This is a genomic window from Proteus sp. fly-1008 (genome assembly GCF_040140305.1).
GTDB lineage: Bacteria > Pseudomonadota > Gammaproteobacteria > Enterobacterales > Enterobacteriaceae > Proteus > Proteus vulgaris_B.
Genome location: NZ_JBEEWH010000001.1, coordinates 616,020 through 634,054, shown reverse-complemented (window position 1 = coordinate 634,054; position 18,035 = coordinate 616,020). Strand labels below are relative to the sequence as shown.

Sequence of the window (18,035 nt, the reverse complement as noted above, 5' to 3'; positions counted from 1 at the left end):
AATTCAAGCGCAAAAAAAGTTAAAACTTGTTATTTCACAAATATTTACATTCAACCTTATTTTAATGAAAAAAATAGGACTTTTATCAAGTAAAAGTCCTATTTATGTGGTGTAACTGTAGAACTATTGTTATGGAATAGCAACTAAGCCTATTTCATAAAACCAATGTGTTGTAGGAACTAGCCAGAATTCAACTGCCAGTAAACCAAATAATGTCATTACAATAGTATATGGCAGAGCCATTATTACCATTCGTCCATACGATAAACGAATAAGCGGAGATAACGCAGAGGTTAATAAAAATAGGAATGCTGCTTGGCCATTAGGTGTGGCAACAGAAGGTAAGTTTGTACCTGTATTAATAGCAACACCAATGTGTTCATATTGTGATTGACTAATTAATCCATCTTGTAACGCTGTTAAGGCTTCGCTGATATATACAGTACCCACAAAAACGTTATCTGAAATAGCAGACAATAGACCATTAAACAGATAGAAGAGAGAGAGCTGTGAGGACTCTGAAGCTTGGAGTACAAACTGAATAATTGGACCGAATAATTGTTGGTCAATAATAACAGCAACAATAGAGAAGAAAACGGTCAATAGCGCAGTGAAAGGTAAGGCTTCTTCAAATGCTTTACCGAGCGCATGCTCTTCTGTAATACCACAAAATGCAGTTGCAAGAATGATAACAGATAAACCAATAATACCGACTTCTGCTAAATGAAGAGCTAAAGCAACAATTAACCAGATCCCAATTAATGCTTGAACCATCAATTGTGCTTTTTCTTGAGAAGTGCGTTTTTCACTGTTTTTCTTATCGTACTCAGTTAAAACTTTACGAACTAAATCAGGTAATTCAGCGCCATAACCAAAAATTTTAAAGCGCTCTACCAAATAGCACACAGCAAGGCCTGCAAAGAAAACAGGGATTGTTACAGGTGACATTCGAATAAAGAAGGTCACAAAATCCCATTCTAAATGTTTTGCAATGATCAGGTTTTGCGGTTCACCTACCATGGTCATTACGCCACCTAATGCAGTACCTACACCAGCATGCATCATTAAGCTACGTAAGAAAGCACGGAATTGTTCTAATGTTTGTTTTTTCTCTGCGGTATCAATAAATCCATCATTATTTAGCTCTGTTCCTGCTTGGTTAGAGGCGAAATTATGATAAATAGAGTAGAAACCGAGAGAAACACTGATCACAACAGCGATAACGGTTAAAGCATCTAAAAAGGCAGATAAAAAGGCACTTGCAAAGCAAAAAGCGATAGATAACATTCGTTTAGAACGAATGGATAAAAGCAATTTGGTAAAAGCAAAAAGCAGTAATTGCTTCATAAAATAGATACCCGCAACCATGAAGACTAAAAGTAAAATAACTTCAAGGTTGTTGGCAATTTCATGACCAATCTGTTTTGGGCTAGTCATTCCAATAATGACAGCCTCAATGGCAAGTAGTCCTCCGGGTTGTAATGGGTAACACTTTAACGCCATAGCCAGTGTAAAAATAAATTCTACAACTAATAGCCAACCGGCGACAAAAGGGTCAACAAAGAAAAAAATCAGTGGGTTGATAATTAAAAAAGTAAGAATAGCAAGCTTATACCAATCGGGAGAATTCCCCATAAAGTTCTTCAGTAGTGCTTGTCTTATACTCATATCCATTAGGTTTCTCATCCTCCAAACAGAGATTTTAAGCGCAATCACGCGCGATCTAACCATAGTACGCGTTAATTGCTGTGAAATTAAGCGCGTTAGTAATAATAAATTGATAAAACTACATCAGGTTTTATGATGCCACTCACTATTTAATGATGGTTGAGCTATATCAAAATTACGCATTCTGATATTATCTTTTTCATTATTAGCAGAAAAATCGCTTCGGAAGAAATAAAAATATGGTTATTAAGGCTCAAAGCCCCGCAGGTTTCGCGGAAGAGTATATTGTTGAAAGTATCTGGAATAATCGATTTCCCCCTGGATCTATCCTACCAGCGGAACGTGAACTGTCTGAATTAATTGGTGTAACAAGAACCACATTAAGAGAAGTATTACAGCGCCTTGCTCGTGATGGATGGTTAACGATCCAACATGGAAAGCCAACAAAGGTAAACAATTTCTGGGAAACATCTGGCCTTAATATTCTTGAAACTGTAGCTCGTCTTGATCATGATCGCGTACCGCAATTAATTGATAATTTATTGGCGGTAAGAACCAATATTTCAGCTATTTTTATCCGCACTGCATTTAGAAGCAATCCTGAAAAATGTATTGAGGTTTTAAATCATCAGTTAACGACAGAAAATAGTGCTGATGAATTCAGTGAATTAGATTACAACATTTTTCGTGGCTTAGCTTTCGCATCAGGTAATCCAATTTATGGTCTTATCCTCAATGGTTTGAAAGGTCTATATACGCGTGTTGGTCGTTACTATTTTTCAAACATTCAAGCCAAAGAACTTGCTTTAGCATTCTATAAAAAATTAGCTGCATTGTGTGAACAGAAAGATGTTGAGCATGTAATGGAATGCGTTCGTCAATATGGTAAAGACAGTGGAATTATCTGGCAAAGCTTACAATCACCACTTCCTAGTGATTTGGAAGAAGTTAAACGCTAATTTTTTGTGATTTTTGTCATAATAGAAAAGGCCAGTATCCTCATTGATTTGTGATGCTGGTTTTTTTATGTTTTAAAAAAATAAAGTGTCATATTTTAGGCAATGCTTTAAATAGGCTAATTTTAGTAAAAAGAGTTACTAAAGTTAGTTAATTAAAAAATTATAATCTAATATTTTGTATATATTTAGTTTTTAATAAAATCTGCATTCGGGTTTTCTACGGATAAAATTCTCTTTTAAATAAATTAATTTATTAATAAATATTCTTATAATTTATTGATAAACGCATATCTTGTTGATTTTAATTGTTAATTAAGCGATTTCTCGTTGAAAAAACTTATTCAACAATAGCCAAGTGTGACTTAACTCTAAAATTTGCTTTTTTATTCGCCTAGATGATTATTCTATATTGGCTTTTTGTGTATGGAATATTATTCTTATGTTATATCAATGTAAATTATTGGAGTCTTGCCATGAAAGTGATCATCTTAGGTGGCGGCGTTATTGGTGTAACGAGTGCGTGGTATCTTGTGCAGCAAGGGCATGAAGTCATTGTTGTTGACAGACAAAGTAGTGCAGCAGAAGAAACCAGTGCGGGCAATGCTGGTCAGATATCGCCAGGATATGCAACCCCTTGGGGTGCCCCGGGCATTCCATTAAAAGCAGTAAAATGGATGTTCCAGAAACATGCACCCTTAGCCATTAAACCGGACGGTTCACTTTTCCAATTACGCTGGATGTGGCAAATGTTACGTAATTGTGACGCGTCACATTACACTATGAATAAAAGTCGCATGGTGCGCATTGCTGAATATAGTCGTGATTGTATCCGTCAATTGCGTCAAGATACAGGAATTGAATATGAAGGGCGCCAAGGGGGAACTCTTCAACTTTTTCGTGATCAAAAACAATTTGATAATGCAGCCAATGATATTGCTATCTTAAAGCAAGAGGGTGTTGCTTATGAATTATTGACGGCAGAGCAACTTAAATTCGCAGAGCCTGCATTAGAGCATGTTAGTCATAAACTCACCGGTGGTTTGCGTTTACCAAATGATGAAACAGGTGACTGCCAAATTTTTACGAAAAAGCTCGCTAAAATGGCAGAAGACGCTGGTGTTACATTCTTATTTAATAAAGAAATCAAACATTTATTGTTTGATGGTGATAAAGTAGCGGGCGTTCAATGCCATGATGGATTACTTACCGCGGATCATTACGTTGTTGCTATGGGTTCTTATTCGACGGAATTTTTGAAAAATAAAGTCGCCATTCCTGTTTATCCGCTTAAAGGTTATTCACTCACGATGCCGATTATTGATGCTTCAAGAGCACCTACATCAACTATTCTCGATGAAACCTATAAAATTGCGGTAACACGTTTTGATGAGCGAATTCGTGTTGGTGGAATGGCAGAGGTCGTTGGTTTTAATTTGGATGTTTTAAAATCACGCTGTGAAACATTAAAAATGGTTGTACAAGATCTCTATCAAGGTGGCGGTGATATAGAAAAAGCCACATTCTGGACAGGACTAAGACCCATGACACCAGATGGTACGCCTATTGTCGGGCCAACGGCTTATCGTAATTTATCTTTAAATACGGGGCATGGCACATTAGGTTGGACGATGGCATGTGGCTCAGGGCAATTATTGGCTGATTTAATTTCAGGGAATAAACCTGCGATTGCTGCTGATGATTTATCTGTGTTTCGTTATATCGATGGCTTTAATACTAAATTGCTCTTACCAGGGCAAAAACTTGATGCTGCTTATTAATTGAGGAAAAAACATGTCCAGACCCACAAAAGTAACCATTAACCTCGATGCTTTAAGCCATAATTTGTCTGTTATCAAAGAGAGAGTGAAGGGCAGCAAAGTGTGGTCTGTTGTGAAAGCAGATGCTTATGGGCATGGATTATCCTGTGTTTGGCCAGCATTGAGTCATACAGATGGCTTTGCATTAATTGAATTAGACAAAGCCATTATGCTAAGAGAGCAAGGATGGGTTGGACCCATTCTTTTACTTGAAGGTTTTTTTAAACCTGAAGATGTCTATTTATTAGAACGTTATTCTCTGACAACAACAGTGCATTCCGATTGGCAATTTGATGCCATAGAAAAAGCACAATTAGATCGCCCCATTAATATCTATCTTAAACTTAATAGTGGAATGAATAGATTAGGTTATCGTTCTGATGTTTATCAACAAGCTATCGCCCGGGCTAAAAGTATCAATAACATCGGTTCTATTATTCAAATGTCGCATTTTGCTAATGCAGATACAGGGCTGAATATGGATGCGCAAAAAGCGGTAATTAATCAAGCAATGGTCAAAGAATTACCTCGATGTTTAGCAAATTCGGCAGCAACATTGTTTTACCCTGAAACATATCAAGATTGGGTGCGACCAGGCATTATTTTATATGGTGTTTCGCCTTCGGGGATTTGGCAAGATATTGCTGATTTCGATTTACAACCCGTAATGACATTTAATAGTGAGATATTAGCCATTCAACAAGTGAAAAAAGGTGAGCAGATAGGTTATGGCAGTCGATATATTGCTGAGCGTGATATGCGAATAGGGGTTGTTGCTTGTGGTTATGCAGATGGTTACCCAAGACATGCACCAGATGGTACACCAGTTGTTGTTAATGGGCATAAAACACAATTGGTAGGGCGTATTTCGATGGATATGTTAACCGTTGATGTTACGGATTTCCCTGATGTCACTTATGGTAACCCCGTTGAATTATGGGGTGAGCAGCTCCCAGTTGACGATGTTGCAACAGCCTGTGGCACTATTGGTTATGAATTACTGTGTGCAATAGCTCCTAGAGTTACAGTTGAAGTGATGATAAATCTACCTAATTCCACTTTTTCTGATCTAAATGAAAGTTGTTGATAATCACTAAACTAGAATAAGCTTAAATTTATTTTGATTTGGTGATCCTATGAGTAACGGCATTGCATTGCGTGTGAAAGGTAAGGTTCAAGGCGTTGGTTTTCGTCCATTTGTTTGGCAATTAGCCCATCGTTTTGGTTTATTAGGGCAAGTGAGTAACGACAGCTTAGGTGTATTAGTGTACTTAACACCCTCACCTAAAAATACATTGTTTATCGAAGCATTAAAAGCCGAATGCCCCCCATTAGCGCGCATTGAACGTATAGAAGAATCACCCTATCAATGGGAACAGTTACCGACCGACTTTATTATTGTAAAAAGTGGTGGTGGCGAAATGGATACACAAGTGGTACCTGATGCCACGACTTGCCAAGCATGTATTAATGAACTGTTTGATCCCCAAAACCGTCGTTTTCATTACCCTTTTATTAACTGCACACACTGTGGACCTCGTTTTACTATCATAAAAAAAATGCCTTATGATAGGCCATTTACCTCGATGTCTGAATTTCCATTCTGTCCTGAATGTAAACATGAATATGAAGATCCTGCAGACAGACGATTCCATGCTCAGCCTAATGCATGCCCTGTGTGTGGGCCTTATATTTGGCTTGCAGATAAGCAGGGTGAAGAGTTAGCAATTAAAGAGTTTGCATTAACTCAAGCCTGTGAAGCGTTACATGCTGGAAAAATTGTTGCTGTTAAAGGTGTTGGTGGTTTTCATTTAGTATGTGATGCACGTAATAATGAGAGCGTTGCATTATTACGAAAACGCAAATACCGACCTGCGAAGCCATTAGCTGTGATGATCACTGGAATTGATCAAATTAAAGAAGATAAGCAAGATCCTGATTTTCTTCCAACGGCTATCCAAACTTTGCAAAGCACTGCGGCTCCAATTGTATTAGTCCCTAAAACTGCTGTGTCTAAACTTTCGGAGCTTATTGCACCGGGATTAACTGAAATTGGTGTTATGTTGCCAGCCAATCCATTGCAACATTTATTAGCGCGTGGCACGAATATTCCACTGGTTATGACATCAGGAAATGCATCTGGTCACACTCCTGCGTTAAGTAACGAAGATGCTTTAATGCAACTGCGTGATATTGCTGATCTATTCTTGATGCATAATAGAGAGATTATACAGCGAGCTGACGATTCATTAGTACGTATTGAAGATAAGCAGAGTGTTATGATCCGCCGTTCTCGTGGCTATGTTCCTGATGCTATTTCATTACCTGACGATTTTGAGCCACAACCCTCAGTGCTTGCAATGGGGGGCGATCTCAAAAATGTATTTTGTTTATTACGTCAACATCAAGCCATTATGGGGCCTCATTTAGGGGATCTTGATGATTTAAGTGTGCGTCAACAACTGATGAAATCATTAGATCTTTTTCAGCAAATTTATCGCTTTACGCCTAAAGCAATTGCGATCGATGCACACCCGAATTACATTAGCCATCAACTGGGTAAACAATTCGCCCAAGCGCAAAATATCCCTGTCATTGAAGTTTTTCACCATCATGCACATATTGTTTCTTGCCTTGCCGAACATGGTCATACCCATCAGCAAGGTGCTGTAGTAGGTATTGCACTTGATGGTTTAGGCTTTGGGCAAGATGGCTCTTTATGGGGTGGAGAATGTCTACGGGTGGATTATCAAAAATCTGAACGAATAGGTGGGCTTCCTGCAGTTGCCATGCCTGGGGGAAATCTGGCATCTATTCAACCCTGGCGAAACTGGTTCGCACATTTAGCTACTTTTTCTAAGAATTGGCAAGGTAGTGTTATCACCCAATTGATACCTAGTAATGATTTGAAAATATTAAGTAAGGCAGTAGAACGTGGTTTCAATTCACCTAAAGCCTCTTCTTGTGGGCGCTTATTTGATGCGGTTTCAGCATCATTAGGATTAGCCCCTAAAGAAATAAGTTGGGAAGGTGAAGCTGCATGTTACTTACAAACAGCAGCATTAGCGTGTCAAAAAGAAAAACAAACGGAAATTATTAAGCAATATGGGCATTTAATGCCTATAAAAAATAATTTGCTTGATCTATCTGTTTTTTGGTCGCAATGGGAAGGTGTAAAGCTTAATGCCAGTGAAAAGGCGTGGCTATTTCATTATTTATTAGCTGAAAGTTTAGGCAATATTGCATTGCAATATGCTGATGAACATCAGATTGATACCGTTGTACTTACGGGCGGTGTGTTAAATAACACATTACTCAAACATCTGTTTCAGAAAAAATTAAACAATAAAAAAGTACTAACCCCTATGATATTGCCCGTTGGAGACGGTGGTATTGCATTAGGGCAAGCACTGATTGCTACACATTTAATGCAAAACAAAAATAATTATAGGTAAAATAATATCAGTTTTAGTTAATTGTGACTGAAATTGGTTTTTGGTTGCTACTTTATTAATGACAATATGGAAAATCATCGTGAGTAATAAGAAGATTATCATTTCTTTAGCCGTTATTGCAGGACTTAGCACACCAGCAGCATTTGCTGGAGAATGGTCAATTGGTGGCTCGGTCTTAGCACAAGTCACTCCCTATAAAGGGGCTAAATCAAAAGATTATTTATTACCAGTGCCACAAGTTAACTACCAATCAGAAAATTTCTATTTTGCGACATTAGCCGCAGGGTATTACTTGTGGAACACCCCTAAAGATCAACTTTCTGTTGATTTACACTATTATCCTCAAGCTTATAAGCCAAGTGATAGTGATGATGAGCAAATGAAAAAATTGAATCGTCGTCGTGATACTATGATGGGGGGTTTTACTTATAAACACCATGAATCATGGGGTAGCTTAAGAGCGATTGTTTCTGGTGATATGCTGGGTAAAAGTAACGGTATTATCGCTGATGCCGCCTATTTATACCCTTTCGAGTTAGGTAATTGGTCTTTCCAACCGGGTGCGGGTGTTGTTTGGGAAAACAAAAAGCAAAATCGTTATGCGTATGGTATTACTCATGCAGAATCACAGCGTAGTGGTTTAGCTGAATACACGCCAAATGATAGCTGGAGACCTTATTTCGAGATTTCAGCTAACTACAAATTTGCTGAAAAATGGAACTTCTTTGCTATGGGGCGTGTTGACCATTTACCAAGCGAAGTCAAAGACAGCCCAATGGTGAATAAGTCTGTAACTGCGATTGTGTGGACTGGTGTGACTTATACATTCTAATTAATGACTGTATAACGCTATAGATATTTAAATAGGTCATTTATGACAAAAAAGCTTCGATTTAAACCTCGAAGCTTTTTTATTTGTGTAATACGTGAGTAATATTTATTTTTCAGCAATATTTTTACGAACACGCACTACTAGAGATAAACGACCAGGATGCACATTATCTGGTTTTAACGGTTGATGGATACGTGCAGTTTCTACACAAGCCATTTTACGATAGCCACCTGCACTCATATCTTTCATTGAACTTGCAAGCTCTGCGCCGGGGTTCCAACATACCACATCACTATGGTGATAATGATGAACTTCAATTGTGCGATCCCAACCATCATCATGAATAAGATTAAAATCGTCAGGCTCTGTATAAAGCCTGTCAGTGCGTCCATTAAAACGTAATGCGGTTTCATCAGTATAGACTTCTTTGTCTGCCACAGTGTCAATGTAGTGGCTTCCTAAGCCGGTGACAGAGACATTATCAATATCACTCACATTAAAATAAGAGTGAAGGGCGGCTGTCGCGTCATAATCACCATAAGATTCTAATTCTACTTCACAAGTTGTCCCTAACTTAAAACGGGCAATTAGAGTAAACGGATGAGGCCAATATTTTTGTGTTTGTTGGTTCTCTTTTAGTGTCATTGTAATAAGCACGCCGTCATCTTGTTCTGTGTGGGCGCTAAATTCCCAAGGTAGAATACGTGCAAATCCGTGACTTGGTGTACCTGCTGAAGCGAACCAAGGCCAGCAAATAGGGATGCCACCACGAATGGCAACACCGGGAGTGAAGAGTGATGCCTCACTGAGCCAAAAGACAGGGTGTTCTTGTGCGGGTTGCCAAGCAATTAAATGTGCACCTTGAAGGCTAATAGCTGCTCGAACTTTAGGATGTGAAATAACAAGGATAGGAAGTTCACCTAATTGCCGACGACTTAAATAAGGTGATATTTGTTCAATAATCGGCAATGAAAAAATTTTCTCGTTCATTATCTTTGGGCCTTCTGTCACTGACTATTTCAATACAATAAACTGACTGGCTGGAAAATAAAAGAGCCACCTAAAAGGTGGCTCTAAGCAAAATCTTGATTTTATAAGCTCTAATTATTTAGAGATATGAGAAATCAGATCCAGAACTTTGTTTGAATAACCAACTTCGTTATCGTACCAAGCAACTAATTTAACAAAGTTGTCGTTCAGAGCGATACCTGCTTTAGCATCAAATACTGAAGTCAGAACTTCGCCATTGAAGTCAGTTGAAACAACTGCATCTTCAGTGTAACCCAGAACGCCTTTCAGTTCGCCTTCAGCTGCTGCTTTGATAGCATCACAGATTTGCGCGTAAGAAGCTGGTTTTTCCAGACGTGCAGTCAGGTCAACAACAGAAACGTTAGGAGTAGGAACACGGAAAGACATACCAGTCAGTTTGCCGTTCAGTTCAGGAATAACTTTACCTACAGCTTTAGCAGCACCAGTTGATGATGGGATGATGTTTTGAGAAGCACCACGACCACCACGCCAGTCTTTTGCAGAAGGACCATCAACAGTACGTTGAGTTGCAGTTGTTGCGTGAACAGTAGTCATCAGACCTTCAACGATACCGAAGTTATCGTTGATAACTTTAGCTAAAGGCGCTAAACAGTTAGTAGTACAAGATGCATTAGAAACGATATCTTGGCCTGCGTATGATTTATGGTTTACGCCCATTACGAACATAGGAGTGTTGTCTTTTGAAGGACCAGTCAGAACAACTTTTTTCGCGCCAGCTTGAATATGTTTACGAGCAGTTTCGTCAGTTAAGAACAGGCCAGTTGCTTCTGCAACAACGTCAGCACCGACTTCGTTCCATTTCAGATTTGCTGGATCTCTTTCTGAAGTTACGCGGATGGTTTTACCATTAACAACGAGGTGGCCATCTTTTACTTCAACAGTACCGTTGAAACGGCCATGAGTTGAATCGTATTTCAGCATGTATGCCATGTAGTCTGCGTCTAACAGATCGTTAATACCTACGATTTCGATATCTGAACGTTCTTGAGCAGCACGGAAAACGATGCGGCCGATACGACCAAAACCATTAATACCTACTTTGATAGTCATATGTATTCCACCAGCTTTAATTTAGTGAATTAAAAAGTTGCTTCTAAAGTTACCAAAACCGCGCCAATCGTCAAGCGGAATCGTGTCAATAATTGCAAAAAATCAATTAAAAAAACACTTTTCGCTTAAAGATTGGTCGTTTTAGCTAAATGTTACGCTGTGTATTATCGGGATCAACGCCGATAAATGAAGTTACCTTTGCTCCGTTATGTGAAATTCATCACATTTCAAAAACTAAAGATTACTCTTGATGATTTTAGACTATATTTTCCAGATTTGTTGTTAAATCTTTGTTATTATTCACTGTTGTTTTAAAAAGCATTTTTCTGAGCACGAGGTCGATATGGCAGATAATGAAAAGAAAGTGAATATTTCAAGTAATAACAATCACCTTGATTTATCAACACTCAATGAAATGCAACGTTATGTGACGCAACAACACGGCACAGAACCTCCGTTTAGTGGTAAGTTATTACATAATCGTCAAACTGGGATTTATCACTGTTTATGTTGTTCTGCTCCCTTATTTTATTCAGATACAAAATTTGATGCAGGATGTGGCTGGCCTAGTTTTTACCAACCTGTTAATAGTGATGCGATCCGCTATATTGATGATTTTTCTCATAATATGAAAAGAACGGAAATACGTTGCCAGCAGTGTGATGCACATTTAGGTCATGTTTTTAATGATGGTCCAGCCCCTACAGGGGAGCGTTATTGTGTTAATTCAGCTTCACTGTCATTTACAAACAATGAGACAGGCGAAGAGCAGAAAGGTTGATAGCTATTAAATTAACAAAATAATAACAAGTGAAAAAACGATTCAGCCATTTTGAGTGATTATTTAACTTATGGAGCAATCAATGGAAGTTAATGAACTTATTTCGATGGTAACCCCTGAAATTTATCAGCGTATTTCAACCGCAGTTGAATTAGGCAAATGGCCTGACGGCGTTGCATTGACTGATGAACAAAAAGAACATTGCATGCAGATTGTTTTATTATGGCAAGCAAAAAATAACCACACACCTGAGCATATGACAGTAGGCACTAATGGGCAAATTACCATGAAGAGCAAACAAGAATTAAAAGCTCAGTTTCAATCTGAACGTTTGGCAACACTAACACCAATGGATGATAACTAAAACTCGTGTTAAATGGATAGAATAGAGATAAAAAAGGGCTTATTTATTAACCAAATCGGTTAAAAATAGCCCTTTTTTCATTTTATGAAGATGAAGAAAATAACGAACCTATTGATTGTTACGATTAAGCCAATGTGCTGAATCAATTAATACCGCACCTTGTGCCTGCATCTCTTCTAGTGCTTTTTCGCTATCATCATCTTGAATATTTACACCGCGACAACCGTCTGTAATAACCGATACTTGATAACCTAGCTGTAAAGCATCCAGTACTGTAAATTTAACGCAGTAATCAGTAGCAATACCAAGAATATAAAGATGTTTTATATTAAGCGTTTGCAAAAGGGTATGTAAGCCTGTTTGATATTCATGGTCGTTATCAAAAAAGGCACTATAGCTGTCAATAAGGCGGTTTTGGCCTTTGTAAATAATATGGTTAATCAATGTGTGATTGAGTTCTGGGTGGAATGCCGCGCCGTGAGAGTTTTGCACGCAATGAACTGGCCACCAAACTTGCGGTAACCCGTTTAGTTTACCAATTTCACCCACAACGGTACCTGAGTTTTCAGCAAAGCTAAGATGATCGGCTGGATGCCAATCTAAACTTGCAATAATTGGGCTTTTAGTTTGTTTGAAACCATTAATGAGCTGATTAGCTGTTTGAATAACTATCTCACTTTCGTTAACAGCTAAAGCGCCCCCTGTACAAAAATCGTTTTGTATATCAACCAGTAATAGCGCAGAGTTTTTCACTAAATTTGCCCTTTTATTAAGCTTAGTCGTTATCGTTTAATGTCATTTCACCGCGAAGGTTTTGTTGCATTAAGCGACAAATTTCAGTGTAATCATATTGTTGGCTAAGGAGATAATGCAGTTTAGTTAATGTCGCCTCAAATGTCATATCGTAACCACTAATAACGCCGACTTCAGCTAAGGCTTGGCCTGTTGCATAACCTTCCATATTCACTCGACCAGAAATACATTGTGTAAGATTAATAACGACAATGCCACGCTCTGTTGCTTCGCGTAGTGTAGAAAGTAAAGCTGGGTGTGATGGTGCATTACCCACGCCATAAGAACGTAATATTAATGCTTTCACTGGTTGCATCAGAATATTTTTAACGATCTCATCTGAAAGGCCAGGGTAAATTGTGACAACCCCGATGGGTTGAGGTGTAATATTATGTGCAATAAATTCCCCTTTTCCTTTTGGAAATGAATTAATTTTAAATTGCTTAATATTAATCCCTGCTTCTAAAAGAGGGGCGCTATTCGGCGATGCAAACGCATTAAAACCATCTGCATGTGCTTTTACTGTACGGTTACCGCGATACAGTGTGTTATTAAAGAAAAGCGCGACTTCATTAATTGGGTGATGTGCAGCTAAATAGAGCGCATTTAATAGATTCGTTTGTCCGTCAGAGCGCAACGCTTCTAAAGGAATTTGAGAGCCAGTGACGATAATGGGTTTACTGAGGTTCTCAAACATAAAAGAGAGTGCTGAGGCCGTAAATGCCATGGTATCAGTACCATGAAGAATAACGAATCCGTCATAATTATGATAATTTTCGTTAATATCGTCAGCGATAGATTGCCAGTCTTCAGGTGTGATATTTGAAGAATCAATTAAAGGAAGATGCTCTTTGATTGTAAAATCAGGCATCTCTTCACGATGGAATTCTGGCATTTTAGCTAATTGGCGTTGTAAATGTCCTGATACAGGAATATAGCCATGTTCAGAATGTTGCATACCAATAGTACCGCCAGTATAAACAACGTAGATTGATTTCTTTTGCATCAGACAAGCACTCTTATTAAGCTGTGAGAAATACCTGATTATAGGGAGTTTGTAGAATAAAAAAAGGAAAGGGTGCTAAAAAAAAGAAAATAGAGGTTATCTAATATCTGCTTTAAATCATTGTGTTAAAAATAGCTTGAATACAAACGAACAAAAAGTATTCATCAGAATATCATTCTATCAAAAGTCGGAAAAAATAGAAGAATACACCTACTCTAACTGAGCAGGTGTATAGATTGAAAAGATTATTGAATATCACCACATGATAAACAATACGCATAGCGATTTAGCGGATCGTTCATATTGCGATAAAACTCTGTTTGTGTTTTAACTTCTTTTAAAACAGGTGCCGGCAAATAAGCTTGTAATGGATCAGGAATAAGCGCTTTTGTATTAGAGGATAAACTCATTATGATCTGTTCTGACAGACTTAATTCTGGTTTCATCCAATCAATAACCGGTTGGTCGATTTTTGCCATTTTAGCAACTGTATCAATAGCATCATCAAAATCACCAAATTCATCGACTAAACCGACATTTTTTGCATCTATTCCTACCCATACCCGACCTTGAGCAATCCGATCAATTTGAGCCGGTGTCTTCTTGCGTGATTCAGCCACTAAATTAAGAAATGTTTTATAACCACTTTCAATATTTAGCTGTAAAAGCTCTGCAAACTCTTCCGGTAGTTTATTAGTGACAGATAATCCGGCTAAGGATGAAGTTGTTACACCGTCGGTATAAACACCAATAGACTCTAAGCTATTTTCAAACGTATTAATAACGCCAAAAATACCAATAGAACCTGTTAATGTTGAAGGGCTGGCAATAATCTTATTTGCAGGGGTTGAGATCCAATATCCACCTGATGCCGCCATGCCACCCATTGATACAACCACATGTTTTTTCTGTTGTTTAAAAGCAGCTACTTCACTGCGTATTTGCTCTGAAGCTGAAACACTACCACCAGGGCTATTTACGCGTAATACAAGCGCTTTAATGTTTGGATCTAAACGAGCTTGGCGAATTTGATTTGCAATAGTTGCCCCCCCCGCAGAGCCGGGGATACTTTCACCATCAATAATGGCACCTTGAACAACCACTACGGCAATATTTCCTTCATCACTTGCAGGCAATGATGAGGTTAGCGTATCAGCATAATCATAAATGCTGATATTGTTAAATTGCTTGTTCTCTTTATCCCACTGGAAGGTTTCTGTCATATCTGCTTCAAATTGGGCATATGAGCTGACAGAATCTACCAATTTACGATTTAGTGCATAAGTGGCGTTATCACCATCTGCATTACGTAGCTGTGCAATCATCTCTTTTGCACCTGGGAAAACATCGTCTTTGGTAATGCTACGGTTTTCTGCAACTTGGGTTAAATAAGTAGACCACAGTGCGTGAACTAAACGTAATGAAGCTTCACGAGACTCTGCTGACATATCATTGCGCATTAATGGCTCAACCGCAGATTTATAGGTGCCTACGCGGAAAATATGGGTACTGACTTTTAAGTTTTCTAGCAGCGTTTTGTAATAGAGGTTTTGAAAACCAAAACCATAAACACCCACGGCACCTTGAGGCGTGAGATATACTTTATCGGCATAAGAGGCGAGGTAATATTGAGGCTGGCTGTAATAACCACTTACTGCAAAAATAGGTTTACCCGTCTTTTTAAACTCATTAAGTGCTTTACCAATATAATTTAGTGATGGTTGATCAGCACCTGCAAATTCATCAAGTTTTAATACCATTCCTTTAATTTTCGGATCTTGAGAAGCTAGGCGTAACGTATCAACAACTTCAAATAAGGAATTTTCTTGAAGTTGACTACTTGATACACCTAAAAGCTCACGTCCAACTTCACCTAAAGGATTTTGTGTTGCGGTTTGGTCAACAATCACACCTTTAAGATCAACAAGAAGGGCGCCTTCATAATCAACCGGCTTTTGTGCCTCTTTGGTGATTAAGAAAATACCAAAGACCATAAAAAGAAGGAAAAAGAAAATAACGTTTAAGATTAATTTCCTGATAAAGTTAATGGCTTGCCAACTAAACTTTAATATTGCGCCGATTAACTCCATAATTTTATTCATATTATCTCCACATCATGTAAAGCTAAATTTTAATCCTAAACAGTCATGCTAGAATTATTGGTAAGCAGGCTACATCCACATAATCTCATACTATTAAAACAAAATATGTTGTTAGCAATAGAGGGAATAGCAATAACAATGAAGGAATATTCTAATATAGCTCTTATTGAATGTCTGTCATTGATTTTTAGGAAACGATTAATGATAACCTTTTGGTTAAGGTGTTATTAAGTAAACATTTATCTTACGTGAAAATAACTAAAAAAGGTCACATAAAAAGGTATCAATGTAATATAGGAAATAGTCGAATTAAAAAGAAAAGTAGGATCAAAATAAGCTTAAATTAACGTAGGTAAGTTAAGATTAATCATTTTATGAACAATAAATTACGATTAAATAACCACACAATTGATTTTTGGAAAAATTCCCGCCTAAATCTGTGGATGGTGGTAATATAACAGTTTGTTATACTGCGAATTGATAAGAACTGTCCATCCCCATAAGAATGGGATCTTGCTAAAATAAAATGCTGACAGGAGAATAAAAATGGATGCATTAACGCTGCTTTTGAACCGCCGTTCAGCTTCTCGACTGACTACTCCAGCCCCCGATAGTGAAGCCCTCAATACTATTTTACAAGCGGGCATGCGCGCGCCTGATCACGGCGCACTTAAGCCTTGGCACTTTATTGTGATGCAAAACGAAGGTATTGAGCGTTTTAGCCAATTGCTACATAAAGCGGCTGTTGTGAGTAATTTAGGGCCAGAAGTTGAAGAAAAAGCAAAAAATGCACCTTTTCGTGCCCCTTTGATCATCACAGTTATTGCAAAAGTGAAAGATCATCCGAAAGTGCCTGAATGGGAACAAGTGGTTGCTGCTGGTTGTAGTGTACAAGCAATGCAAATGGCCGCTGTTGCACAAGGATTTGGGGGAATTTGGCGTTCAGGCTCTTGGACTCATGATGCAGTCGTAAGAGAAGGACTTGGCTGTGGTGAACATGAGCAAATTATTGGCTTTCTGTATTTAGGTACACCAGCCTTAAAAGCGCCAAATACGGTTTCTCCTGCTGACTTAACTGATTTTGTGACTTATTTTTAAAAAGGATGGCATGTTATGTCTGAAGCAATTCGTTTAACACAATACAGTCATGGTGCAGGCTGTGGTTGTAAAATCTCGCCAAAAGTTTTAGAAACTATTTTGCACAGTGAGCAAGCTAAATTTCATGATCCTCATTTACTCGTGGGTAATGAAACCAAAGATGATGCCGCTGTTTATGATTTAGGGAATGGTACAGGTATTATTAGCACCACTGATTTCTTTATGCCTATTGTTGATAACCCTTATGATTTCGGGCGCATTGCTGCAACGAATGCTATCAGTGATATTTTTGCTATGGGCGGAAAACCTATCATGGCAATTGCTATTTTAGGTTGGCCAATTGATAAATTAGCACCTGAAATTGCACGTGAAGTGATTGAAGGTGGGCGAGCCGCTTGTCAAGAGGCTGGAATTTCACTGGCTGGTGGACATTCTATTGATGCACCAGAGCCTATTTTCGGGCTTGCTGTAACGGGTGTCGTACCTGTGAGCAAAGTAAAGAAAAACAGTGAAGCAAAAGCAGGATCTCAGTTATTTTTAACCAAACCTTTAGGTATTGGTGTGTTAACAACGGCTGAGAAAAAAGGTTTGTTAAAACCAGAACACCAAGGTTTAGCAACAGAAATTATGTGTCGTATGAACAAAGCCGGTGCTGATTTTTCTAATATCGAAGGTGTTACTGCAATGACCGATGTTACAGGATTCGGTTTATTAGGTCATTTGAGTGAGATTTGTGATGGCTCTGGTGTGCAAGCTACCATTCATTTTTCACAAGTGCCAAGATTGCCAGAAGTTGAATCATATATTGAAAAAGGTTGTGTACCAGGCGGTACAGGGCGTAATTTCGAAAGTTATGGCCACTTGATTGGTGAAGTTACTGAAATGCAACGCAAATTACTTTGCGATCCACAAACCTCAGGTGGGTTATTATTAGCTGTATTACCTGAAGCTGTAGAACAAGTTAAAGACGTCGCTGCTCGTTTTGATATAGAACTAACCTCTATCGGCGAGTTAACTGAGCCAGTGGCAGGAAAAGCGTTGATTGAAGTGATTAACTAACG

15 protein-coding genes are annotated in these 18,035 nt (G+C 38.3%); 9 read left to right on the top strand and 6 right to left on the bottom strand.

Annotation, left to right across the window (positions count from 1 at the left end; genetic code table 11):
- Positions 1 to 129: 129 nt before the first annotated feature.
- Positions 130 to 1,674 (bottom strand): sodium/proton antiporter NhaB, encoded by a 1,545-nt coding sequence (nhaB, locus tag ABN256_RS02935; protein ID WP_072068322.1) that lies wholly within the window; start codon positions 1,672 to 1,674, stop codon positions 130 to 132.
- Between the two features lie 233 nt (positions 1,675 to 1,907).
- Between nhaB and fadR the strand changes: the two genes are divergently transcribed.
- The 5 genes from fadR (at position 1,908) to ABN256_RS02910 (ending at position 8,731) form a co-directional block, all read left to right on the top strand.
- Positions 1,908 to 2,627, top strand: a complete 720-nt coding sequence (fadR, locus tag ABN256_RS02930; RefSeq protein WP_072068321.1) for a fatty acid metabolism transcriptional regulator FadR — start codon at positions 1,908 to 1,910, stop codon at positions 2,625 to 2,627.
- A gap of 473 nt (positions 2,628 to 3,100) precedes the next feature.
- Positions 3,101 to 4,405 carry a D-amino acid dehydrogenase gene (locus tag ABN256_RS02925; protein ID WP_349439094.1) on the top strand — a complete coding sequence of 435 codons (1,305 nt, stop codon included), beginning with the start codon at positions 3,101 to 3,103 and terminating at the stop codon, positions 4,403 to 4,405.
- Positions 4,406 to 4,418: 13 nt separating this feature from the next.
- Complete coding sequence (gene alr, locus ABN256_RS02920; RefSeq protein WP_196554100.1) at positions 4,419 to 5,531, top strand: alanine racemase; 1,113 nt, start codon at positions 4,419 to 4,421, stop codon at positions 5,529 to 5,531.
- A 49-nt stretch (positions 5,532 to 5,580) separates the two neighbouring features.
- The gene (gene hypF / locus ABN256_RS02915; protein WP_349439093.1) at positions 5,581 to 7,899 is read left to right on the top strand and encodes a carbamoyltransferase HypF; all 2,319 of its coding nucleotides are present in this window, start codon (positions 5,581 to 5,583) and stop codon (positions 7,897 to 7,899) included.
- 79 nt (positions 7,900 to 7,978) lie between these two features.
- Positions 7,979 to 8,731, top strand: a complete 753-nt coding sequence (locus ABN256_RS02910) for a MipA/OmpV family protein (RefSeq protein WP_115349887.1) — start codon at positions 7,979 to 7,981, stop codon at positions 8,729 to 8,731.
- 105 nt (positions 8,732 to 8,836) lie between these two features.
- On the opposite strand, the gene ABN256_RS02905 is transcribed toward ABN256_RS02910, so the two are convergent.
- Positions 8,837 to 9,721, bottom strand: coding sequence for a D-hexose-6-phosphate mutarotase (locus tag ABN256_RS02905; RefSeq protein WP_197269098.1), 885 nt, complete (start codon positions 9,719 to 9,721; stop codon positions 8,837 to 8,839).
- Between the two features lie 114 nt (positions 9,722 to 9,835).
- Entirely contained in the window at positions 9,836 to 10,831 is a 996-nt protein-coding gene (gapA, locus tag ABN256_RS02900; RefSeq protein WP_072068317.1) for a glyceraldehyde-3-phosphate dehydrogenase, read from the bottom strand.
- A gap of 343 nt (positions 10,832 to 11,174) precedes the next feature.
- Here gapA and msrB point away from each other — a divergent pair, with 343 nt between their 5' ends.
- Both msrB and ABN256_RS02890 read left to right on the top strand, forming a co-directional pair.
- Positions 11,175 to 11,612 (top strand): peptide-methionine (R)-S-oxide reductase MsrB, encoded by a 438-nt coding sequence (msrB, locus tag ABN256_RS02895; protein ID WP_196554103.1) that lies wholly within the window; start codon positions 11,175 to 11,177, stop codon positions 11,610 to 11,612.
- 82 nt (positions 11,613 to 11,694) lie between these two features.
- Complete coding sequence (locus ABN256_RS02890; RefSeq protein ID WP_197269100.1) at positions 11,695 to 11,976, top strand: YeaC family protein; 282 nt, start codon at positions 11,695 to 11,697, stop codon at positions 11,974 to 11,976.
- 108 nt (positions 11,977 to 12,084) lie between these two features.
- Here the strand turns inward: ABN256_RS02890 and pncA are convergent, their stop codons facing one another.
- The 3 genes from pncA to sppA all read right to left on the bottom strand — a co-directional run bounded on the left by pncA (position 12,085) and on the right by sppA (position 15,876).
- Positions 12,085 to 12,729: a bifunctional nicotinamidase/pyrazinamidase gene (gene pncA / locus ABN256_RS02885; RefSeq protein WP_197269101.1), complete on the bottom strand. Its 645-nt coding sequence runs from the start codon at positions 12,727 to 12,729 to the stop codon at positions 12,085 to 12,087.
- 22 nt (positions 12,730 to 12,751) lie between these two features.
- Positions 12,752 to 13,774, bottom strand: coding sequence for an asparaginase (gene ansA, locus ABN256_RS02880; RefSeq protein ID WP_196554107.1), 1,023 nt, complete (start codon positions 13,772 to 13,774; stop codon positions 12,752 to 12,754).
- A 245-nt stretch (positions 13,775 to 14,019) separates the two neighbouring features.
- The gene (sppA, locus tag ABN256_RS02875) at positions 14,020 to 15,876 is read right to left on the bottom strand and encodes a signal peptide peptidase SppA (protein ID WP_349439092.1); all 1,857 of its coding nucleotides are present in this window, start codon (positions 15,874 to 15,876) and stop codon (positions 14,020 to 14,022) included.
- Between the two features lie 546 nt (positions 15,877 to 16,422).
- Between sppA and ABN256_RS02870 the strand changes: the two genes are divergently transcribed.
- Together ABN256_RS02870 and selD are read left to right on the top strand one after the other, a co-directional pair.
- Positions 16,423 to 16,974 (top strand): NAD(P)H nitroreductase, encoded by a 552-nt coding sequence (locus ABN256_RS02870; protein WP_197269102.1) that lies wholly within the window; start codon positions 16,423 to 16,425, stop codon positions 16,972 to 16,974.
- Between the two features lie 15 nt (positions 16,975 to 16,989).
- Complete coding sequence (gene selD / locus ABN256_RS02865; RefSeq protein ID WP_197269103.1) at positions 16,990 to 18,033, top strand: selenide, water dikinase SelD; 1,044 nt, start codon at positions 16,990 to 16,992, stop codon at positions 18,031 to 18,033.
- The last annotated feature ends 2 nt before the right edge of the window (positions 18,034 to 18,035 follow it).